This is a genomic window from Parasediminibacterium paludis, from assembly GCF_042651445.1.
Taxonomy (GTDB): domain Bacteria; phylum Bacteroidota; class Bacteroidia; order Chitinophagales; family Chitinophagaceae; genus Parasediminibacterium; species Parasediminibacterium paludis.
The window spans coordinates 171,289-190,733 of record NZ_JBHSDC010000022.1 but is presented as its reverse complement, the minus strand read 5'-3'; the positions used below and the strand labels follow the sequence as shown (position 1 = coordinate 190,733).

Annotated in this window: 15 protein-coding genes and 1 riboswitch; of the genes, 12 read left to right on the top strand and 3 right to left on the bottom strand. The window is 38.0% G+C overall.

Annotation, left to right across the window (positions count from 1 at the left end; genetic code table 11):
- Positions 1-59 precede the first annotated feature (59 nt).
- Positions 60-262, top strand: a riboswitch (cobalamin riboswitch).
- A gap of 122 nt (positions 263-384) precedes the next feature.
- The 3 genes from ACFOW1_RS11170 (at position 385) to ACFOW1_RS11160 (ending at position 4,553) form a co-directional block, all read left to right on the top strand.
- Positions 385-1,362, top strand: a complete 978-nt coding sequence (locus tag ACFOW1_RS11170) for a ribonucleoside-diphosphate reductase small subunit (protein ID WP_379014317.1) — start codon at positions 385-387, stop codon at positions 1,360-1,362.
- Between the two features lie 134 nt (positions 1,363-1,496).
- Positions 1,497-3,896, top strand: a complete 2,400-nt coding sequence (locus ACFOW1_RS11165) for a ribonucleoside-diphosphate reductase subunit alpha (RefSeq protein ID WP_379014316.1) — start codon at positions 1,497-1,499, stop codon at positions 3,894-3,896.
- A gap of 198 nt (positions 3,897-4,094) precedes the next feature.
- A complete protein-coding gene (locus ACFOW1_RS11160) occupies positions 4,095-4,553 on the top strand; it encodes a DinB family protein (RefSeq protein ID WP_379014314.1) in 459 nt (152 codons plus the stop codon).
- A 52-nt stretch (positions 4,554-4,605) separates the two neighbouring features.
- On the opposite strand, the gene ACFOW1_RS11155 is transcribed toward ACFOW1_RS11160, so the two are convergent.
- Complete coding sequence (locus ACFOW1_RS11155; RefSeq protein WP_379014312.1) at positions 4,606-4,995, bottom strand: hypothetical protein; 390 nt, start codon at positions 4,993-4,995, stop codon at positions 4,606-4,608.
- 7 nt (positions 4,996-5,002) lie between these two features.
- Positions 5,003-11,002, bottom strand: coding sequence for a T9SS type A sorting domain-containing protein (locus tag ACFOW1_RS11150; RefSeq protein WP_379014310.1), 6,000 nt, complete (start codon positions 11,000-11,002; stop codon positions 5,003-5,005).
- A 399-nt stretch (positions 11,003-11,401) separates the two neighbouring features.
- Between ACFOW1_RS11150 and ACFOW1_RS11145 the strand changes: the two genes are divergently transcribed.
- Both ACFOW1_RS11145 and ACFOW1_RS11140 read left to right on the top strand, forming a co-directional pair.
- The gene (locus ACFOW1_RS11145; protein ID WP_379014308.1) at positions 11,402-11,875 is read left to right on the top strand and encodes a redoxin domain-containing protein; all 474 of its coding nucleotides are present in this window, start codon (positions 11,402-11,404) and stop codon (positions 11,873-11,875) included.
- Between the two features lie 121 nt (positions 11,876-11,996).
- Positions 11,997-12,350 (top strand): T9SS type A sorting domain-containing protein, encoded by a 354-nt coding sequence (locus ACFOW1_RS11140; protein ID WP_379014307.1) that lies wholly within the window; start codon positions 11,997-11,999, stop codon positions 12,348-12,350.
- A 55-nt stretch (positions 12,351-12,405) separates the two neighbouring features.
- Here ACFOW1_RS11140 and ACFOW1_RS11135 read toward each other — a convergent pair whose 3' ends face one another.
- Positions 12,406-13,668: an alpha-amylase family glycosyl hydrolase gene (locus tag ACFOW1_RS11135; RefSeq protein ID WP_379014306.1), complete on the bottom strand. Its 1,263-nt coding sequence runs from the start codon at positions 13,666-13,668 to the stop codon at positions 12,406-12,408.
- A gap of 177 nt (positions 13,669-13,845) precedes the next feature.
- On the opposite strand from ACFOW1_RS11135, the gene ACFOW1_RS11130 reads away from it, so the two are divergent.
- The 7 genes from ACFOW1_RS11130 (at position 13,846) to ACFOW1_RS11100 (ending at position 19,433) form a co-directional block, all read left to right on the top strand.
- Complete coding sequence (locus ACFOW1_RS11130) at positions 13,846-15,168, top strand: APC family permease (protein ID WP_379014304.1); 1,323 nt, start codon at positions 13,846-13,848, stop codon at positions 15,166-15,168.
- A gap of 62 nt (positions 15,169-15,230) precedes the next feature.
- Complete coding sequence (locus ACFOW1_RS11125) at positions 15,231-15,767, top strand: hypothetical protein (RefSeq protein ID WP_379014303.1); 537 nt, start codon at positions 15,231-15,233, stop codon at positions 15,765-15,767.
- Between the two features lie 709 nt (positions 15,768-16,476).
- Positions 16,477-16,896, top strand: coding sequence for an SRPBCC domain-containing protein (locus ACFOW1_RS11120; RefSeq protein ID WP_379014301.1), 420 nt, complete (start codon positions 16,477-16,479; stop codon positions 16,894-16,896).
- Between the two features lie 26 nt (positions 16,897-16,922).
- Positions 16,923-17,291, top strand: coding sequence for a DoxX family protein (locus tag ACFOW1_RS11115; RefSeq protein WP_379014300.1), 369 nt, complete (start codon positions 16,923-16,925; stop codon positions 17,289-17,291).
- Between the two features lie 10 nt (positions 17,292-17,301).
- Positions 17,302-17,832, top strand: coding sequence for an SRPBCC family protein (locus tag ACFOW1_RS11110; protein ID WP_379014299.1), 531 nt, complete (start codon positions 17,302-17,304; stop codon positions 17,830-17,832).
- Between the two features lie 7 nt (positions 17,833-17,839).
- Positions 17,840-18,052 carry a hypothetical protein gene (locus tag ACFOW1_RS11105; protein WP_379014298.1) on the top strand — a complete coding sequence of 71 codons (213 nt, stop codon included), beginning with the start codon at positions 17,840-17,842 and terminating at the stop codon, positions 18,050-18,052.
- Positions 18,053-18,122: 70 nt separating this feature from the next.
- Complete coding sequence (locus ACFOW1_RS11100) at positions 18,123-19,433, top strand: cryptochrome/photolyase family protein (RefSeq protein ID WP_379014297.1); 1,311 nt, start codon at positions 18,123-18,125, stop codon at positions 19,431-19,433.
- Positions 19,434-19,445 lie beyond the last annotated feature (12 nt).

The window sequence follows — 19,445 nt, the reverse complement described above, 5'->3', positions numbered from 1 at the left end:
CACAAATTGTTTTCAACAGCAGGTTAATAAGAAACTGCAATCTTCAAAAAAATTGCTGCTAGATTGCAGTAGAATTTGGTTGCACGCATGACTACCCTCGTACGTGAATTAAAAGGGAATTGAGTGAAAATCTTAAACTATCCCCGTAGCTGTAAAAATCCAATAAAAATTGTTTACTTCTTACGCCACTGTTTTAGCAATAGAATGGGAAGGCATAAACAACGGATGAAGTCAGAAGACCTGCCAAATTCATAACCAACAACGAATCAACACTTTCGGGTGAAGAGTGGTGTTCTGATAATCTTTCGCAGACTAGCAATATCTGCAAGGCAAAGTCAGCACATTACATTAAAATATTTAAAAAATCAAATAGCTGAATGTACCATGACCATGCAAGTAACAGAGGAAGTATTATTAAAAGAGAACAAAGACCGTTTTGTTATTTTACCAATCAACTACCCTACCATTTGGGAACATTATAAGCGCCATGAAGCTAGTTTTTGGACAGCAGAGGAAATAGATCTTGGTAGCGATCTAAAAGATTGGGACAATTTGAATGATGGTGAACGCCATTTTATTAGTCATGTGTTGGCTTTTTTTGCTGCAAGTGATGGTATTGTAAATGAGAACCTGGCTGTAAACTTTATGAGTGAAGTGCAGTTGCCAGAAGCAAGATGTTTTTACGGTTTTCAAATAATGATGGAAAATATTCACAGCGAAACTTATGCTTTATTGATAGATACATACATTAAAAACGCAGAGGAAAAATATAAGCTATTCCACGCAATAGACACTATTGCTGCTGTGAAAAAGAAAGCAGAATGGGCGTTACGCTGGATAGACAATGGCACATTTGCTGAAAGACTAGTAGCTTTTGCGGCGGTAGAAGGTATTTTCTTTAGCGGTAGCTTTTGCTCAATATTTTGGTTGAAGAAAAGGGGCTTAATGCCTGGTTTAACGTTTAGCAACGAACTGATTAGCCGCGATGAAGGTTTACATTGCGAATTTGCTTGCTTACTGTACAAAATGTTACAAAACAAATTATCTGCTGCGCAGGTAACAAAAATTATCACTGACGCCGTTGCTATAGAAAAAGAATTTATTACCGAAGCATTACCTGTGGGCTTAATAGGCATGAATGCTGCTCTAATGCAACAATACATTGAGTTTGTCGCAGACAGGTGGTTAAGTGAGTTAGGTTATCCAACAGTGTATAATACCACTAATCCATTCGACTTTATGGAAATGATTTCACTACAAGGCAAAACTAATTTTTTTGAAAAGCGTGTGGGTGATTATCAAAAAGCTGGCGTAATGGGAACAAAAGATACACAAGCTTTTTCGCTTGACGAGGATTTTTAAGTTAACAGTTGCAAAGCGAACAGAACGTAGATACCGATAGCTATCGATAGAGTGACACAACAAAAGCCCAATAGTAGTATTACTTCTGGCAAACAAAAGAAGAAAACAAGTACATCATAAATATATAGCGCATCATGTTTGTAATAAAAAGAAACGGCAAAAAAGAGTCTGTAAAGTTTGATAAGGTTACAGCTAGACTTGAAAAATTATCATATGGCCTAAGCCCAATGGTGAACGTTATAGACGTGGCAAAAAAAACCATTGAAGGTATTTATGAAGGTGTAGCGACCACCGAGTTAGATAATCTAGCGGCTGAAACAGCAGCATCGCTAACTATTACACACCCTGATTATGCCATTCTTGCATCGAGAGTTGCGGTGAGTAACCTACATAAAAATACCGTAAAAAGCTTTTCTGATACGATGAGAAAGCTATATAACTATATTGACACAGCAACTGGTAAGCATCTCCCGTTGATTGCTGACGATGTCATGCAAATAATTGAAGACAATGCTGATTTATTAGATAGTACCGTTATATATGACCGCGACTTTGCGTTTGATTACTTTGGTTTTAAAACCCTAGAAAAATCGTACTTGCTTAAAATAAATGGCAAGATAGTAGAACGTCCGCAACACATGTACATGCGTGTGGCTGTAGGTATTCACAAAAAAGATATTGATAGTGTGATTAAAACCTATCACTTAATGAGCGAGCGTTGGTTTACACATGCTACACCTACTCTATTTAATGCTGGAACACCAAAACCTCAGATGAGTTCTTGCTTCTTGCTTACTATGAAAGAAGACAGCATTGATGGCATTTATGATACATTAAAGCAAACAGCAAAAATTTCCCAGAGTGCCGGCGGCATTGGCTTAGCTGTTCATAATATTAGAGCTACTGGTAGTTATATTGGTGGTACTAATGGTACTAGCAATGGTATTATACCAATGTTGCGTGTATTTAACGATACGGCTCGTTATGTAGATCAAGGTGGTGGCAAACGTAAAGGAGCATTTGCTATTTACCTAGAGCCATGGCATGCAGATGTGTTTGAATTTTTAGACTTGCGCAAAAACCATGGTAAGGAAGAAATGCGTGCCAGAGATTTATTCTATGCTTTATGGATTTGCGATTTGTTTATGAAACGAGTAGAAGAGAATGGCGAATGGAGTTTGTTTTGCCCAAATGAAGCACCCGGATTAAGCGAATGTTGGGGTGCGGAATTTGAGAAATTATACACCAGCTACGAAGCTGCGGGCAAAGCAAGAAAAACCATCAAAGCCCAAGAGCTATGGTTTAAAATATTAGAATCACAAATAGAAACAGGTACGCCTTATTTATTATATAAAGATGCTGCAAACGGTAAAAGTAATCAGCAAAACTTAGGTACTATTAAAAGCAGTAACTTATGTACTGAAATAATGGAATACACTAGCCCTGAAGAAGTGGCTGTGTGTAACCTAGCGTCGCTTGCGCTACCACGTTTTGTAATTGATGGCAAATTTGACCACCAAAAATTATACGATGTTACTTACCAAGTAACTAAAAACTTAAATGCAGTTATTGATAATAACTACTACCCTGTAGAAGAAGCGAGAACTTCAAACACAAGACACCGCCCTGTAGGTTTAGGTGTGCAAGGCTTGGCAGATGCGTTTATTATGTTGCGCTTACCATTTGAAAGTGAGCTAGCGAAAATGTTGAACAAAAACATTTTTGAAACCATCTATTTCGCTGCAATGACGGCTAGTAAAGACCTCGCTAAGGAGCATGGGGCTTATGAAACTTACCAAGGTTCACCTGTATCTAAAGGTATTTTTCAATATGATATGTGGGGTGTTACCCCAACCAACCGTTGGGATTGGGCTGCCTTAAAAGAAGAAGTGAAAAAATATGGTGTACGCAACTCACTATTAGTAGCGCCAATGCCTACTGCTTCTACCTCGCAAATATTTGGCAACAACGAATGTTTTGAACCATATACAAGTAATATCTACACACGTCGTGTATTAAGTGGTGAGTTTATTATTGTAAACAAACACTTATTGAAAGACTTAGTAAGCCTTGGTTTATGGACCAATAGCATGAAAAACAAGATTATCGCGGCTAACGGTTCTATTCAAAACATTGAAGAAATACCAGCAGAAATTAAAGAACTATATAAAACGGTATGGGAAATAAAACAACGTAATTTGATAGATATGGCAGCTGATAGAGGTGCATATATTTGTCAGTCGCAATCGTTGAATTTATTTGTAGATAGTCCTACAACTTCTAAGTTAACGTCTATGCATTTCTATGGCTGGAAAAAAGGGTTAAAAACAGGTATGTACTACCTACGTAGCCAAGCGGCAACACAAGCTGTACAATTTACCGTAGAAAAACAAGGCAGCGAAGAAGTATCACCTGTAATACCAAACCTGCAAGCAACAAACGCGAATGCAGCAGCAATAACCGATATCGAACCAACACAAGTAGACGGACCAAGTTGCACCATGCAAGATGGCTGTATTAGTTGCGGTTCATAGTAGGGCTTTTAATAAATGGTCTTTTTATACTTTTTTATGCTACGCCCTCAAACAGGTTGATAGATTTTAATATATCCCAGTTGCTACGGTAGCTGGGATTTTTTGTGAGTGTACTTGAAACAAGCAATAAACGCTCAAGGCCAACATCATCAATCATTTTCATTTTACCAACCCACGCAATACCTATATCTTGGTGTTATGATTGCACTAAAAACCCTTGTACAACAGCTTGAAGCACAAATACCAAATGCTCAGGTAATAAATACAGCAGTAACAGCTTCTACAGTAGGCTGGCATATAGAACATGCGCTATTAAGTATTAACCAAATTATTAGGGCGGTTGCAGCATCTAACCCTAAAGACTATACATGGTCGTTCAACTTCTTTAGAACGTTGGTATTTTTTAGACAACAGATACCACGTGGCAAGGCAAAAGCACCGAAAGTTGTGCAACCTAAAGACCATGTTACTGAAGCAACTATTAAAGCAGCATTAGAAAAAACTTATCAACTGCTAGATGTATTGCCTACCCTCTCAGCAAATAATTTTTTCCCTCATCCATATTTTGGACAATTAAATAAACGACAAACTATTAAATTTTTAATTATTCATACACAACATCACTTGCATATTATACAAGAGATGATGCAATCATAATAAGGCGCCGAGATTGAGGCGCCTTATTATGATTATTTTTTAATAACCATCCTTATTTATAAATTACCCGAAAAGTCTTAGAAGCTGTATTGTTAGCGTTATACAAGTCGGTTACTTTAATAGTAGTAACAACCCATTTTTGTCGTGGTAAGTTAATAACACTGGTACTATTATCTGTAATATTGGTTTTAAAAGACGGTGGTTGCGGTAATACAGATAAGCCGCTGACTTCTTCTACAGCCGTTACAGCTACACTTAAACCACTATATCCAATGCGGCTAGTAATCGTTACTTTAAATTGAAAGCTTGAAGCCACGCTAATATTGCTTGCAGATGCATCTGTGGTAAAAACGATTGGGTCTGAACCGTTAACGGCCGTTTTAATACAACCAGTCAACATTGTCATACAAATTATCGATAATATAAAAAATAATCTTGTCATTAGGTGTTTATTTATTAACTACTAGTTTATAAACAATTCTCTCATCGACTCCAATTACCTCTATGAAATAAAGACCATTGGTATAGTTAGCAATTGGTAAACTGATTTTCTTTTGTCTTGTTTGTTGCGTTTGTAGCACCGCACCAGTTGCACTAAGCAATCGTACCATTACTGGTTTGGTAGGTATTTGCGAAAACTCAACCCAAGCTTCATTGGTAGCTGGGTTAGGATATTGCTTCACCGTAGCACCATTGATAACGGTAGGTGTGGTTACAGCAGTTACTAATAATTGATACACATCGCTTGTAAAAATACAATTAGGTCCTGCCGTAACTATTACTTTATAGTTGCCCGGCGTAGTGGGTTTGTAAGTATTGGTAGTAGCACCAGCAATAGCTACATTGTTCAAATACCATTGGTAATTGCTGTATAGCGTAAATGTTTTAAACTGATTACCGTCCCACACAATTACTGGTATTAAAGCAGTATTTATGGTAATTGGTAAATTTTGCGAATAGCTAGGACAAGCACCAGGTATAGATATTACAATACGATACACACCAGATTCTTTAGCCAAATAAGTGGATGATGTTGCACCTAGAATATCCACACTATCCTTTTGCCACTGCATTGTACCAGTATTTAAAGTAGAGGCAATGGTTACAAAACCAGTATCGCAAAGGTTCTGTGTAACGCGATAAGCAATTGGTGTTAATGGCTGCGGTATGGTAGTTAATGTGATGGCATTGGAATAACCTGGGCAAGCACTTTTGGTATATACCGCTCGGTAAGTACCCGCTTGTGTAACTGGCAACAATTGGGAGTTATTGCCAGGGTTTGCAATAGTTACACCATCTTTTTGCCAACTAACATCAATAACACTGGATACTAAAGTAACAGATGAGCCTGCACAGAAACTATTAGAACTAGCCAAATTAACAATTATAGGTGTAAATGCTGCTGGTGTAGTAGTGGTAGTAATAGCATTTGAAATACCATTACAACCATTGTTACCGTATTGAACCGCTGTATACACACCTGCTTTGGTAGCTGTATAGGTTTGTCCAAATGCATTTTGAATAATATTACCACCTACTAACCATTGTACACCAGCAATATTAGACGACAATGTAACAAAACCACTATCGCAGAAAGTAGTGCTACCTAATGCAGTAATGGTAGGCGCAGCGGGCGATGGTGTAACACTGACTTGTACTGGGGTAGAATAAGCAGGGCAAGTACTAGATAAGATAACTGCACGATAGCTGCCAGCCACAGAAGCAGTAATACTTTGTGTATTGGTAGCAATGGTTACAAAATCTTTCTGCCATGCAACATTAGCCACGCTTGAAGTAAGTGTTACTGGCGAACCACTACAAGTATTTAAACTACCACTTGCTGAGATAATAGGTATAATTGGCGGCTTATTTACCGTTACAGGAATCTCATTTGAATAATTAATACAAGTACTATTAGCCACATAAGCTCTATAGGTGCCAGATGCTGTTGCTGTGAGTGTTTGAGTAGTAGCGCCAGAAATATTAACCCCATCTTTTTGCCATTGTACATTAGGCAAAGTAGATACCAAGATAACATTACTACTATCACAGAATGTAGTAGCGCCCGTAGCAGTAATAAAAGGTGTACCAGGCGAAGGAGATACCGTCACAGCTAAACTATTAGAGTAACCAGGACAACCTGTACCAAACAAAATAGCTTGATAAATTCCAGATTGTGTAACAGGCAACGATTGTACTCCACTTGCAATAGTCACCCCATCTTTTTGCCAAACCACACCAGCAGTATTGGTTGATAGTGTTAAAGGAGTACCACTACAAATATTCAAGTTACCACTTGCTATTACTACAGGTACTACTGTAGGCGAATTAACAACAACGGTAATTTCATTAGAATAAGTAATACATAATGAGTTGCTAGATGCTACTTTATACACCCCTGCTTTAGTAGCAGTATAAGTACTATTGGTAGCACCATTAATAGCCACACCATCTTTATACCATTGTATATTGGCATAATTACTTACCAGCGTTACACTACCGCTATCGCAGAAAGTAGTTGGCCCAGATGGCACTATAGTTGGCGTTACAGGTGCAGCTACCACTGTAAGTGTTAAAATATTTGAATAAGCAGTACAAGATCCTGTAGGAATGAATGCTCTATAATTACCAGAACTTGTAGCTATATAAGACTGTGTGTTTGCGGCAACCACAATTCCATCTTTTTGCCAAGTTACGCCAGCCACTGAAGATGTCAATGTAACATTCGTGCCTGCGCAAACATTCAAATTATTATTCGTACTAATAATAGGAATGATAGCAGGTGTATTGACAGTAACTAATACTTCACTTGAGTAGGCTGTACAACCAGCACTATTACTAATTGAAGCAATATATCTACCACTTTGTTTTACCACTAAAGTTTGTCTAGTAGCCCCTACAATTGTTGCACTATCTTTTAACCATTGTACCCCTGCAACATTAGATGCTAGTGTAACACTATCTCCGCTACAAAATGTGGTTGAGCCTGTGGCTGAAATTATTGGCGTTACAGGTTTAGCAGCTACCGTCACCACTAAACTATTAGAACTACAAGTATTACCTGCTACAACTGCTGTGTAAATACCAGCAACGGTAGCGGTATAAGTTTGCGCAGCGGCGCCCGTAATATTTACACCATTTAGCTGCCATTGAACACCAATAACCGAAGAAGATAACACCACACCAGATGAGCCTGGACAAATAGCCAACGATGCACCACTTGCAGCTGAAATTACTGGTGCCACACTATTACTTATCGTAACCGTAATAGCATTTGAAAAAGATTTACAAGTGCCGTTTGTACTGTAAGCTTTATAGGTTCCAGAACTTGTAACAATTAATGTTTGTGCTACAGAACCCGAGATATCTACACCATCTTTTTGCCATTGGATAGATGGAGTAGACGATGTTAAGGTAACCGTACCGCCGCTACATAAATTTACACTGCCATTAGCAGAAATAACAGGTACAATAGGCGCTGCGGCTGAGGTTAAGATAACACTATTTGAAACAATACTACAACTAGCTGTGGTTACGGCTGTATAAGTACCTGCCACAGCAGTTGTATAAGTTGCCCCTACTGCTGCAGGAATACTTACCCCATTCAATTGCCATTGCACATCTGCAACAGTTGACGTGAGTGTAACACCATTAGTACCACAAATAACATTACTACCATTGATAGCTGAAATAGCAGGAATAGTAGTAGCACTTACTGTAACTACTAAAGGAGTAGAATAACTAATACAATTACCATTGGTAGTATATGCTGTATAAGATCCAGCGGTTGTTGCTGTAATAGTTGATGTAGGATTAGCGCTTATATTCACCCCATCTTTTTGCCATAATACAGCACCACTAGCCGATGACAAAACCACACTACCACCAGAACAAATATTTAAACTGCCTGCTGCGGTAATCGTTGGCGCAGTAGGTAAGGTAGAAACGGTAACAGTAATCGTATTTGAATAAGCAGTACCGCACGCTGCACTACCAGGAATGTAAGCTCTATAAACACCTGCTGATGAAGCATTGTATGCTTGAAAAACAGCACCATTAATATCTACACCGTTTAATTGCCATTGTACACCACCAATATTAGAGGACAAAGTAACAGTACTACCAGTACAAATACTTGTTGTTGTTGCAGCTGTAATAACTGGCGCTGTACTTGGTGAACTAACTACAACATTTATAGCATTCGAAGTTACAGAACAAGCACCACTTGTTCTTAGAGCTGTGTACGAGCCCGCTGTTGTTACTACCAAAGCAGATGATGTAAGCGTACCAATATTAGTGCCATTCATTTGCCACTGAACAGGATAAGCATTTGAACTTAGGGTAACGCTACCACCAGAACAAAAATTAACTGCGCCACTTGCAGTAATGACAGCAGCAGTTGGTGGCGTACTTACAGTAGCTACTAGGGTATTTGAGTATGCATTACTACAAGCAGCAGAAGGGATATAAGCCCTGTATACACCCGCTAATGCGGCTGTATAAGCCTGCGATGTTGCCCCACTGATGTCTACACCGTTTAATTGCCATTGTACACCTGCCACATTTGATAAGAAAGATACCGAGCCGCCATTGCAAAAGGTGGTGGCTCCACTTGCTGTAATTACTGGTGCTACACTTGGCGTTACCACTGTAACTATAATTGCATTTGATACTGAGCTGCAACTACCATTCGAGGCTATTGCCGTATAACTACCGCCCACTGTAGCCGAATAGGCTGTACCTAAAGAGCCCACGTTAGTACTATTTAAACGCCATTGTACATTAGGTACACTAGATTGTAGTATCACATTATTACCATCGCAGAAAGTGGTAGGCCCAGTAGCCGTAATGACTGGGATAGCTACACTCCCCGAAACGGTTACAGTAATGGTATTTGAATAACTAAGTCCACAACTAGATGCTGTGCTCACATAGGCTCTATATGTACCAGCTTGCGTAGCAGTGTATGTTTGTAATACCGCACCACTAATATCTACACCGTTTAACTGCCATTGAACACCTGCCACATTTGAAGCAAGTATTACAGAACTACCTGTACAAATATTGGTTGCGCTAGCAGCTGTAACCACTGGTGTTGCATTGGCAGCAATAACGACTACTGTATATGCATTCGAATATGCATTGCAACCATTAACACCTTTTACTACAGCTCTGTAAATACCACTTTGTGTTGCTGCATAACTACTACCAAAGGCACCAGAAATGTCTATACTGTCTTTTTGCCACTGCACGTTGGCAATATTTGAATTAAATGTAACGCTATTACCCGAACAGAACGTTAAATTACCGCTAGCGGTTACTACAGCAGCTGTTGGAGCAGGATTAACAGTTACGGTAATGGTATTAGATGGCGTCCCTATATTATTGCAATAGAAATTACTGCCCGTAACATAAGCCGTATAATCACCAGACTGTGTGGCTAAATATGTGCTGCTGGTTGCACCAGAAATATCTACACCATTCAAACGCCATTGCACTACTGAGCTACTACTAGAACTTATAGATGAAGTAAGCACTACATTACTACCACTACAGATAGAAGTACTTCCGTTAGCAGTAATAGCTGGTGTGGGTTGTACAGGTAAAAAAGAGCTAATAATAATCTGGTTAGAAATTGCACTACACCCACCACCAACAGCAGGCTGAATGGCTCGATAAGTTCCATTGGCAGTAATATCTACAAACTGACCAGTAGCACCTACAATATCAACCCCGTCTTTTTGCCATTGCACAACGCTTACTGACGAAGTAAGCCTAATAGTACTGCCAATACACACTGGTACAGCATGCACACTTTCTGTGATAGTGGGACCAACAATATTGGTAACCGAAACAGTAATTTCATTAGAGTAGCCAGGGCAACCAATAAGTGGCGTGAACTTGATACGGTAATTGCCACCTACGGTTGCCGTATAAGTTTGAGCTTGTGCGTTTAAAATATTAATGCCATCTTTTTGCCATTGAATATTACCTGGGTCAGAAGATGACAATACCACGCTTTGTCCATTACAAAAGCTAGTACTACCTTTTGCAGTAATAACAGGTGCTACACTAGCTGCTGCAAAAGTTACTGTAACAGTATTGGTAATAAATACAGTACCGTTTGCCAATGTTACAGAAAGCGTATATACACCTGCTTGCTTAGCAGGAAAGGGTACTTTATTTGCACCAGTAATAGCTACACCATCTTTTTGCCAATTGTAGCCCAATGCATCTGACGGTAAATTATTGACACCAATCAATACGCTATCATCAACACAAATATTGGTGTTTGAAAAAGCAAAAATGGTAGGGTCTGCCCAATTTGCTTCACTTGCGGTAGCGCTAGCTACAGTTGGCAGATGATTGTCTGATATTGCTGCAATATCTTGCCCCTTGGCTATACACGATAAGCATATGATTAAAAGAAAGGGGATAATTTTTTTCATACTAGGTTAATTGCATTCACTAAGTAGCATTTTGTCAATACATTCAGAACGCTTTTTTACGCCGTATCTTGTATGCATTGAGGTATTTGTACTAAAATATGATACAAATACGCAAGAAATTGCTTCAAATACTACCTATTTTACGGATAAAGGTAAATACACTCAATGAAAAATAGCCCAAAGTGTAGGCTAACCCCTAGTTTAAGGGGGATAAGTGGTGAATAGTGAAGATAATTATATAATAAATATCTTATTGTTAAAAGATGCAGCACGCTGTCGTAATTCGTTTTTGAGGTAATAAAAGATTGTAGCGAATAGCCAAAAAACTTTCTGATTTAATAACAAAGCACAAAGACTTGTGTTATACATTGCAAACATCATTTTAAAATATAAACAACCATGAGTATTGCAATTGGCGCTTTAGCCCCAGATTTTACACTATTTGATAGCGACAAAAACCCAGTAACTTTATCTGAACTGAAAGGTAAAAATGTGGTGTTGTTATTTTTTCCATTGGCTTTTACTGGCGTTTGTACAGCAGAACTTTGCAATGTAAGAGACAATATTGCAGCTTATAATAACACAAACGCTGTTGTTTTGGGTATTTCAGTTGATAGTCTATTTACACTTGATAAATTTAAAAAAGAGCAAAATTTAAATTTTCAATTGTTAAGTGACTTTAACAAAGCAGCCTCTACAGCTTATGATGTTTTATATGAAACTTTTCCTGCATTTGGAATGCTAGGTGTCAGCAAGCGTGCTGCTTTTGTAATTGATACTGAAGGTGTGGTAAAATACGCTGAGATTTGCCCTACACCAGGCGACTTACCAAGTTTTGAAGGTATTCAAGCTACTTTAGCTAGCCTTAATTAGTAATTTATTAATCAAATTATTGCTGTGCTCAAGCGTTTATCATAAAATTGAGAACAACAGCGCAGCAATAATTTGTTTATAAAAAACGTTTGCCTACTTTTGTGACAACACATGTTTATAAATGAAGAAATTTTACTTACTTCTTATTATTTTTTTTACAATAGCTACTGGTAGTTTTGCCCAGTCGTCTGATTGTATAACAGACAATAATAACAATATAGAAGTAACCGTAAAAATTACAAAATTTTATCCTAATCCAGCGACTTCAGTTATCAACTTCGAATTTGAAGGCCTAGACAGATCTTACACGTTTCAGATTTATAGTTTTTTAGGAAAAAAAATGGCTGAAGAACCTATTGGCGCCAATAAATTAAGTTATAACCTAGATAATTATTACCGTGGTTTGTATATTTTTCAAGTTCGTGACAAATCAGGTAATATTGTAGAGAGTGGCAAATTTCAGGTTGTTAAATAAAACAATCATATCCCCATCTGAAAATCCTTCACTTAAGCCCATTTAAATTACATTTTTATATCTTCTTATAAACAAGGTAATTGTAGCCCATTAATTCAAAGCTTTCTTGCACATTAAAGTTAAATTCCATTTCAGAGAATACGTTTACAAATCTGCCATATAGCCATTTGTGTTCTACTGATAATTTAATTCTGTCCTCGCCAGAAAAATTGAGCAATATCAACACTACTTCTCCTTCATAGTGTCTCAAAAAAGCCATCACTTTATCATGATTGGTAGGTAAGTTGAAGGTTTCACCCTGAGCAATGGCATTGGTTTTATGTAATGCTAATAAGGTTTTATAAAACGCATGTAACAGTGGTTGCGCTTGCCAATCTATCTGATCTTTATTAAAAAACGCCAAGCGTTTTAAATTCGGATTTTCTTGTCCGCTGTATATCAATGGCACGCCATTGCTCCATGTAGCGGTAAATACCGCAAAGGTCTTGGCCGCATTGCCATATTTTTCATATTCTGTGCCATTCCAGCTATTTTCATCATGGTTACTTGTAAAAAATAACTTTTGGGCACCTTGAGGATATTGAGAATAACTATGCAACACGTTGTAAATAGCATTAATATCCGCTTCGCTTTTGGCCAATTTTTCTGAAGCATGCATAAAAGCCCAAGCATAGCTCACATCAAAAGCATTATGATAGGCCACTTCTTCACATTCAGCTAGCCAAAACAACTGCTTTAAAGCATCACAAGCTGTACGTGCTTGCATCCAAAAATCAAGTGGAACTAAATGCGCCATATCGCATCTAAAACCGTCAATATCGCAGTCGGTTACCCAAAACTGCATGGCTTTAATCATGGTTTGGCGCATGTTGTAATTGTCATAATCTAAGTCAATCACATCCTGCCAGCCATTACGCTCAGTAAAATTACCCGCCGCATCTTTTTTATAAAAATCACGATTAGCAACTGTCCATTCATGATCCCAACCAGTATGATTGGCCACCCAATCGATCATAATTTTCATACCTAAACTGTGTACTTGATTAACCAGTTGTTTAAAATCTGCCAAAGTACCAAATTCAGGGTTTATTTGTACATAACTGCTACAAGCATAATAGCTACCCAAAGTACCTAAGCGTTCTTTAACACTAATCGGTGTAATTGGCATTAACCATAAAATTTCTACCCCCATATCTTTTAGGCGTGGTAAATGCTTCGCAAAAGCCGCAAATGTACCTTCTGGGGTATACTGACGAATATTGACCTCGTAAATATTGCTGCCTTGTGCCCAAGCGACGGTAGTGAATGTTGATGCCATGAGTAATTTCTATTTTCACCACATAGAAGCATAGTCACATAGAGAAAAAGACGTTTTAAGTTCTATGTGCCTATTGTGCCTATGTGGTAGAGTTTAAAACAATCTTTCGCAAATAACAAGCAATCTATCTGTATTTCCTCGTAATTTACTTTCTTTATTCCCAAAGCAATTGCAACTATGAGTGAGATTAAGTTAGAGCGCAAAATAAGTTTATTGCAAGCCACCGCTATCAACATGACCGATATGGTTGGTATTGGCCCATTTGTGGTACTTAGTGTGGTTGCAGAAATTATGAACGGCCCGTGGTTTTTGTATGCGTGGGTGGCTGGTGCTTTACTCTCGATGGTGGATGGTATGGTATGGAGCCAATTAGGGGCTACTTATCCTTTAGCTGGTGGCAGTTATAATTTTTTAAAAGATGGCTACGGCGGTAAATGGGGCAAACTCATGAGCTTTTTATTTGTGTGGCAAACCATGATTCAAGCACCGTTAGTGATTGCATCTGCAGCCATTGGTTTTTCGCAATATTTTAATTATATCACCCCATTATCTAAGTACGAAAGCAAGCTATTAAGTGGTTCGGTGGTCATATTAATTGTTACATTATTGTACCGCAAAATAGAAGCGATTGGCAAAATAAGTGTCCTACTTTGGGTGGGTGTTTTGGTTACCATGGCTTGGATTATAGGTGGCGGCCTATTGCATGGCAATTTTCTTGAACCCATCAAACATATTAACGATGGGCTTACGGTAAACCATGCTTTTGCTGCAGCAATCGGTTTTGCAAGTGTAAAAACGGTATACAGTTATTTAGGCTATTATAATGTGTGCCATCTTGGTGGCGAGATTATTAACCCACAGAAAAATATTCCGCGCAGCATGTTTATTTCTATTGGAGGTATTGCTGTGCTGTATTTACTGATGAACATTAGTGTAGCTTCTGTATTGCCAATTAAACAAATACAACAAAGCAAATTTGTAGTAAGTTTATTCGTGCAAACTATTGCTGGGCCTACGTTTGCTACTATTGCCACCATCCTCATTTTATGGGTGGCTTTTGCATCGGTATTTTCAGCTACGCTTGGCTACAGCCGTATACCATTTGCGGCAGCACAAGATGGTGCTTTCTTTAAAATATTTGCCAAACTACACCCTACCAAACATTTTCCGTATGTATCGTTGTTGTTTTTAGGTGCGGTAGCTTTTGTATTTAGCTTGCTATTTAAATTAAAAGAAGTGATTGACGCTATTTTGGCGATGCGTATTCTTATTCAGTTTATAGCGCAAGCTATTGGGTTATTACTATTGGTAAAAAGAAAAGGTAAAGCCCATTTTGCTTGGAGAATGCCGCTGTATCCCATACCTGCCATAGTAGCTATTTTGTTTTGGGCCTTCATTTTTTATTCTACTGGTGTCAAAATGATGCTTGGCGGCTTAACGGTGATAGGCCTAGGTTTGGTGGCTTATTTTATAAAAGAAAAAGTAACCGCTAATGAATGATTTTTGATACAATGAATTTTAACGAATGACACAAATTGGCAAAGATTAAAACCACTAACACTATGATACAACGCTTATTTATATTGGTTGCAATGCTATTGGTAATAGCTGCTCCACTTTTAGCACAAACACCACAGCAGCTAACGACTTTAAAAGCACAGGCTAATGCCATAGCTACAGCCATTAAAAAGCAAGACTTTAAAACCGTTATTAAAATGACGAACCCTAAAGTGGTAGCTGCAGCTGGGGGCGAAGCGAAAATGCTGGAACAACTGAGTAAAGGCATGGGTGTAATGAAGGCAAAAGGCATGAACGTAAGCATTAACAATGTGGTGATTGGCGAGCCATCGGTTTTTATAAAAGTAAAAAAGCAATTACAATGTACCGTACCAGATAAAATTGAGATTAAGATGATGGGCGGCACAATGAGTACCAATTCTACACTCATTGCCATTTCTGATGACGATGGTAAAACTTGGAATTTTATAGATGCCATGGGTAAAAATATCGCAACCATAAAGCAAGTACTGCCCGACATTAGTGATAAATTGGTAATTGCAAAAATGGAACAACCACAGTTTGTACCTGATAAGTTGTAAATGTTAGAGCGAGAAAGGATGCATCCGTTATGATCCATCCTTTCCGACTTTATCTATTGGATGTATTGAAGTCAATCCATTCTTTCCCACTGTAACGATTGGATGTATCGAGGTTAATCTATCCTTTCCGACTGTATCTATTGGATGCTTCGAAGTCAATCCATCCTTTCCGACTGTAACGATTGGATGCATCAAAGTCAATCCATCCTTTCCGACTGTAACGATTGGATGCATCAAAGTCAATCCATCCTTTCCGACTGTATCGATTGGATGCATCGAAGTCGATCCATCCTTTCCGACTGTATCTATTGGATGCTTCGAAGTTAATCCATCCTTTCTGTTGTTGTTGGTATGTAAGGCAGGTAATTGTGTAAGCATAGTAACAACATCAATTTCTACTGTTGGTCAAAGACACAACAGACAAACGTTGTGTACTTCGCCTTCTTTGTTCCTTTGTGAGAAACCCTTTGCTACCATAAAGCCCCATAGCTTAAAGAACGTACATACCGATAGCTATCGGTAGTTCGATGCCACAACAACCAAATAGCGGTACCAATGCTGGCTATATCCATATTTTTACTATATCAATTGACTTACTTCAACACATTAGACTAGCTTTTTGAAGATTTCTTCAGGAATAAATTTGCTGTGTAAAAGAAATCGATTATTTTACCTCAAAATCGCTCAACAAAACCCTAAACAACCACTCATGACAACACCAATAGTATTAACAGTAGAAGCTATTGTAAATGCACCTATAGACAAAGTATGGACTTATTGGACCCAAGCAGAGCATATTATTAAATGGAACTACGCGGTAGATGATTGGCATTGCCCTACTGCTGAAAACGACCTTTCGGTTGGTGGTAAGCTTACCGCTACTATGGCGGCAAAAGATGGCAGTTTTAGCTTTGAATTTTGGGGTACTTACGATGTTATTGAAACAGAAAAAGAACTGCAAATGACACTTGGTGATGGTAGAAAATGGAAGGTATATTTTTCAAAAGTAGATGATGCTACCAAAGTGGTAGAAAATTTTGAAGCAGAAACAACAAATCCTGTGGAGATGCAACAGCAAGGTTGGCAAATGATACTGAACAATTTTAAAACATATACCGAAACAAACTAAACCTCAAACCACTAACACTTGCAAATATGAAATCAACAAAAATCATCTATTGGGTTACTACTTTCATTCTTTTTATTACCCAAGGTTTATTAACAGCCTTCATGTTTAACAATCCAGAAAGCGCCGACGGCCTTAAAAAATTGGGTTATCCAGAGTATTTTAGAGTAATGCTATCTATTTTTAAAATAGTTGGTGCATTGGTATTAATTGTACCATATTTTAAAGGCAGATATAAAGAATGGGCCTACGCAGGCTTTGGCATAGACTTTATTGCTGCCGCTGTTTCAATTTGGGTTACAACGGGTTTTGGACCAAACGTCTTATTTGCAGTAGCATTCATGGGCATTTTAGTAGCATCTTATATCTCATATAATAAATTACAATCTAAACTTTAAAACAAAAAAAATGCTGACCACTATTTTAATTATTATCCTAGCAATTATCGCTGTTGTGTTGCTAACCGCTGCAATTATGGATAAGAAATTTTCAATCACCTCAGAAGTGATCATTGATACCCCAAGAGACAATGTATTTAATTACATTAAGCTATTAAAAAATCAAGAATACTATAGCAAGTGGGTAATGATGGATCCCAATGTAAAAATGACTTATACTGGCACTGACGGCACTGTAGGCTTTAAAGCTGCTTGGGTAAGTGCAGTTAAAAATGTAGGTGAAGGCGAACAAGAAATAACCACAATAAATGAAGGCGATGGCTATGAAGTAGAAATACGCTTTAAAAAACCTTTTGAAGGCGTAAGCACTGCCGTTACTAGTACAGAGGCAATTTCTGAAACGCAAACAAAATTCACTACTACGTTTTATTCGTCTAATCCTTTTCCTATAAACTTGATGATACCCATGATAAAAAAAATGTTACGAAAAGATATGGACGAAAATGCCGCAAACTTGAAAAAAATACTAGAAACTAAGTAGTTGCTGTATGGCTGTAGAGATATTTAAAACAGATATTACTGAAGCAAATGCAGCAAGCAATACTGTATTGCATTTGCAGCAGTTATTTCCTAAAGCGAATTTTAATTTTGACTTACAAGACTGTGATAATATTTTACGTCTTGAAAGCGACTACGATATTATTCAACCAACCATAGCCGCAGTAAAGGCACTTGGCTTTTACTGCGAGCTACTTTTATAACATGGGTTTATTTTAAACCTAATAGAACCACAAAGCCGTTTAACTGTTACTACATGTTACACAGTTTAATATGAAACAAACAGTTAGTATTTTTTGGTTTAGAAGAGATCTTCGACTGCAGGATAATGCCGCCTTGTACCATGCTTTAAAAAGCGGCTATCCAGTTGTACCTATTTTTATTTTTGATAGAAATATTCTAGACAAATTAGAAGATAAAACAGATAAACGTGTGGCGTTTATTCATGCTACCATTAGTGATATACAAAAGGAGTTGGTGGCACTTGGCAGTAGCCTTGAAGTGTTTTACACCACACCTATTGAAGCATTTAAGCAACTATTACAAACCTATCATGTTGCGGCCGCATTTACCAATCACGATTATGAGCAATATGCCATAGATAGAGATGCGAGCATTAACCAACTATTGCAAGAGAATGGTGCGAGCTTGCAAACGTTCAAAGACCAAGTCATTTTAGAGAAAGGTGAAGTATTAAAAGATGATGGCTTGCCTTACACTGTATTTACTCCTTATAGCAGAAAATGGAAAGCCACACTAACCGACTTTCACCTAAAAGCCTATCCTAGTGAGGCATATTTTAATAATTTCTATAATCAAGCAAGTAAACAAGTGCCCACATTAGAAGCAATGGGTTTTGTTGCTACCGATACAGTTTTTCCAACCAAACATTTACAAGAAGAACTGATAAAAAAATATAGTACACAGCGTGATTATCCAGCTATTAAAGGTACCTCGCAGCTTGGTGTCCATTTGCGTTTTGGCACTATTAGTATTCGTGGCTTGGCCAATAGAGCAAAGGATTTGAATGAGACGTTTTTAAACGAACTCATTTGGAGAGATTTTTATCACATGATTATATGGCATTTTCCTCATGTGCGTTTAGGTCATGCTTTTAGAAAAGAATACGATGCGATAGAATGGCGCAATAACGAAGCTGAATTTGCAAAATGGTGCGCTGGACAAACTGGCTATCCTATCGTTGATGCAGGCATGAGAGAACTAAATGCCACTGGCTATATGCACAATAGAGTTCGTATGATTGTGGCATCGTTTCTTACCAAACATTTGCTGATAGATTGGCGCTGGGGCGAAGCTTATTTTGCACAAAAACTACTCGATTTTGATTTTGCTGCCAATAATGGTGGCTGGCAATGGGCAGCAGGCAGCGGTTGCGATGCAGCACCTTATTTTAGAGTGTTTAGTCCCAAACTACAAACCGAAAAGTTTGATAAAGACCTGAAATATATTCGCAAATGGGTACCAGAATTTGAAGGATTTAACTACGTAAAACCAATTGTAGTTCACAAAGACGCCCGCAAGCGAGCATTAGAAGTGTATGGTAAGGCTTTGAAAAAGGTTTAGTATGGGGTTTCA

Excerpts from the sequence above, each read along its gene's own strand:
- ACFOW1_RS11170 (WP_379014317.1), top strand. The coding sequence starts at position 385 with ATGACCATGCAAGTAACAGAGGAAGTATTATTAAAAGAGAACAAAGAC.
- ACFOW1_RS11165 (WP_379014316.1), top strand. The coding sequence starts at position 1,497 with ATGTTTGTAATAAAAAGAAACGGCAAAAAAGAGTCTGTAAAGTTTGAT.
- ACFOW1_RS11160 (WP_379014314.1), top strand. The coding sequence starts at position 4,095 with ATGATTGCACTAAAAACCCTTGTACAACAGCTTGAAGCACAAATACCA.
- ACFOW1_RS11155 (WP_379014312.1), bottom strand. The coding sequence starts at position 4,995 with ATGACAAGATTATTTTTTATATTATCGATAATTTGTATGACAATGTTG.
- ACFOW1_RS11150 (WP_379014310.1), bottom strand. The coding sequence starts at position 11,002 with ATGAAAAAAATTATCCCCTTTCTTTTAATCATATGCTTATCGTGTATA.
- ACFOW1_RS11145 (WP_379014308.1), top strand. The coding sequence starts at position 11,402 with ATGAGTATTGCAATTGGCGCTTTAGCCCCAGATTTTACACTATTTGAT.
- ACFOW1_RS11140 (WP_379014307.1), top strand. The coding sequence starts at position 11,997 with ATGAAGAAATTTTACTTACTTCTTATTATTTTTTTTACAATAGCTACT.
- ACFOW1_RS11135 (WP_379014306.1), bottom strand. The coding sequence starts at position 13,668 with ATGGCATCAACATTCACTACCGTCGCTTGGGCACAAGGCAGCAATATT.
- ACFOW1_RS11130 (WP_379014304.1), top strand. The coding sequence starts at position 13,846 with ATGAGTGAGATTAAGTTAGAGCGCAAAATAAGTTTATTGCAAGCCACC.
- ACFOW1_RS11125 (WP_379014303.1), top strand. The coding sequence starts at position 15,231 with ATGATACAACGCTTATTTATATTGGTTGCAATGCTATTGGTAATAGCT.
- ACFOW1_RS11120 (WP_379014301.1), top strand. The coding sequence starts at position 16,477 with ATGACAACACCAATAGTATTAACAGTAGAAGCTATTGTAAATGCACCT.
- ACFOW1_RS11115 (WP_379014300.1), top strand. The coding sequence starts at position 16,923 with ATGAAATCAACAAAAATCATCTATTGGGTTACTACTTTCATTCTTTTT.
- ACFOW1_RS11110 (WP_379014299.1), top strand. The coding sequence starts at position 17,302 with ATGCTGACCACTATTTTAATTATTATCCTAGCAATTATCGCTGTTGTG.
- ACFOW1_RS11105 (WP_379014298.1), top strand. The coding sequence starts at position 17,840 with ATGGCTGTAGAGATATTTAAAACAGATATTACTGAAGCAAATGCAGCA.
- ACFOW1_RS11100 (WP_379014297.1), top strand. The coding sequence starts at position 18,123 with ATGAAACAAACAGTTAGTATTTTTTGGTTTAGAAGAGATCTTCGACTG.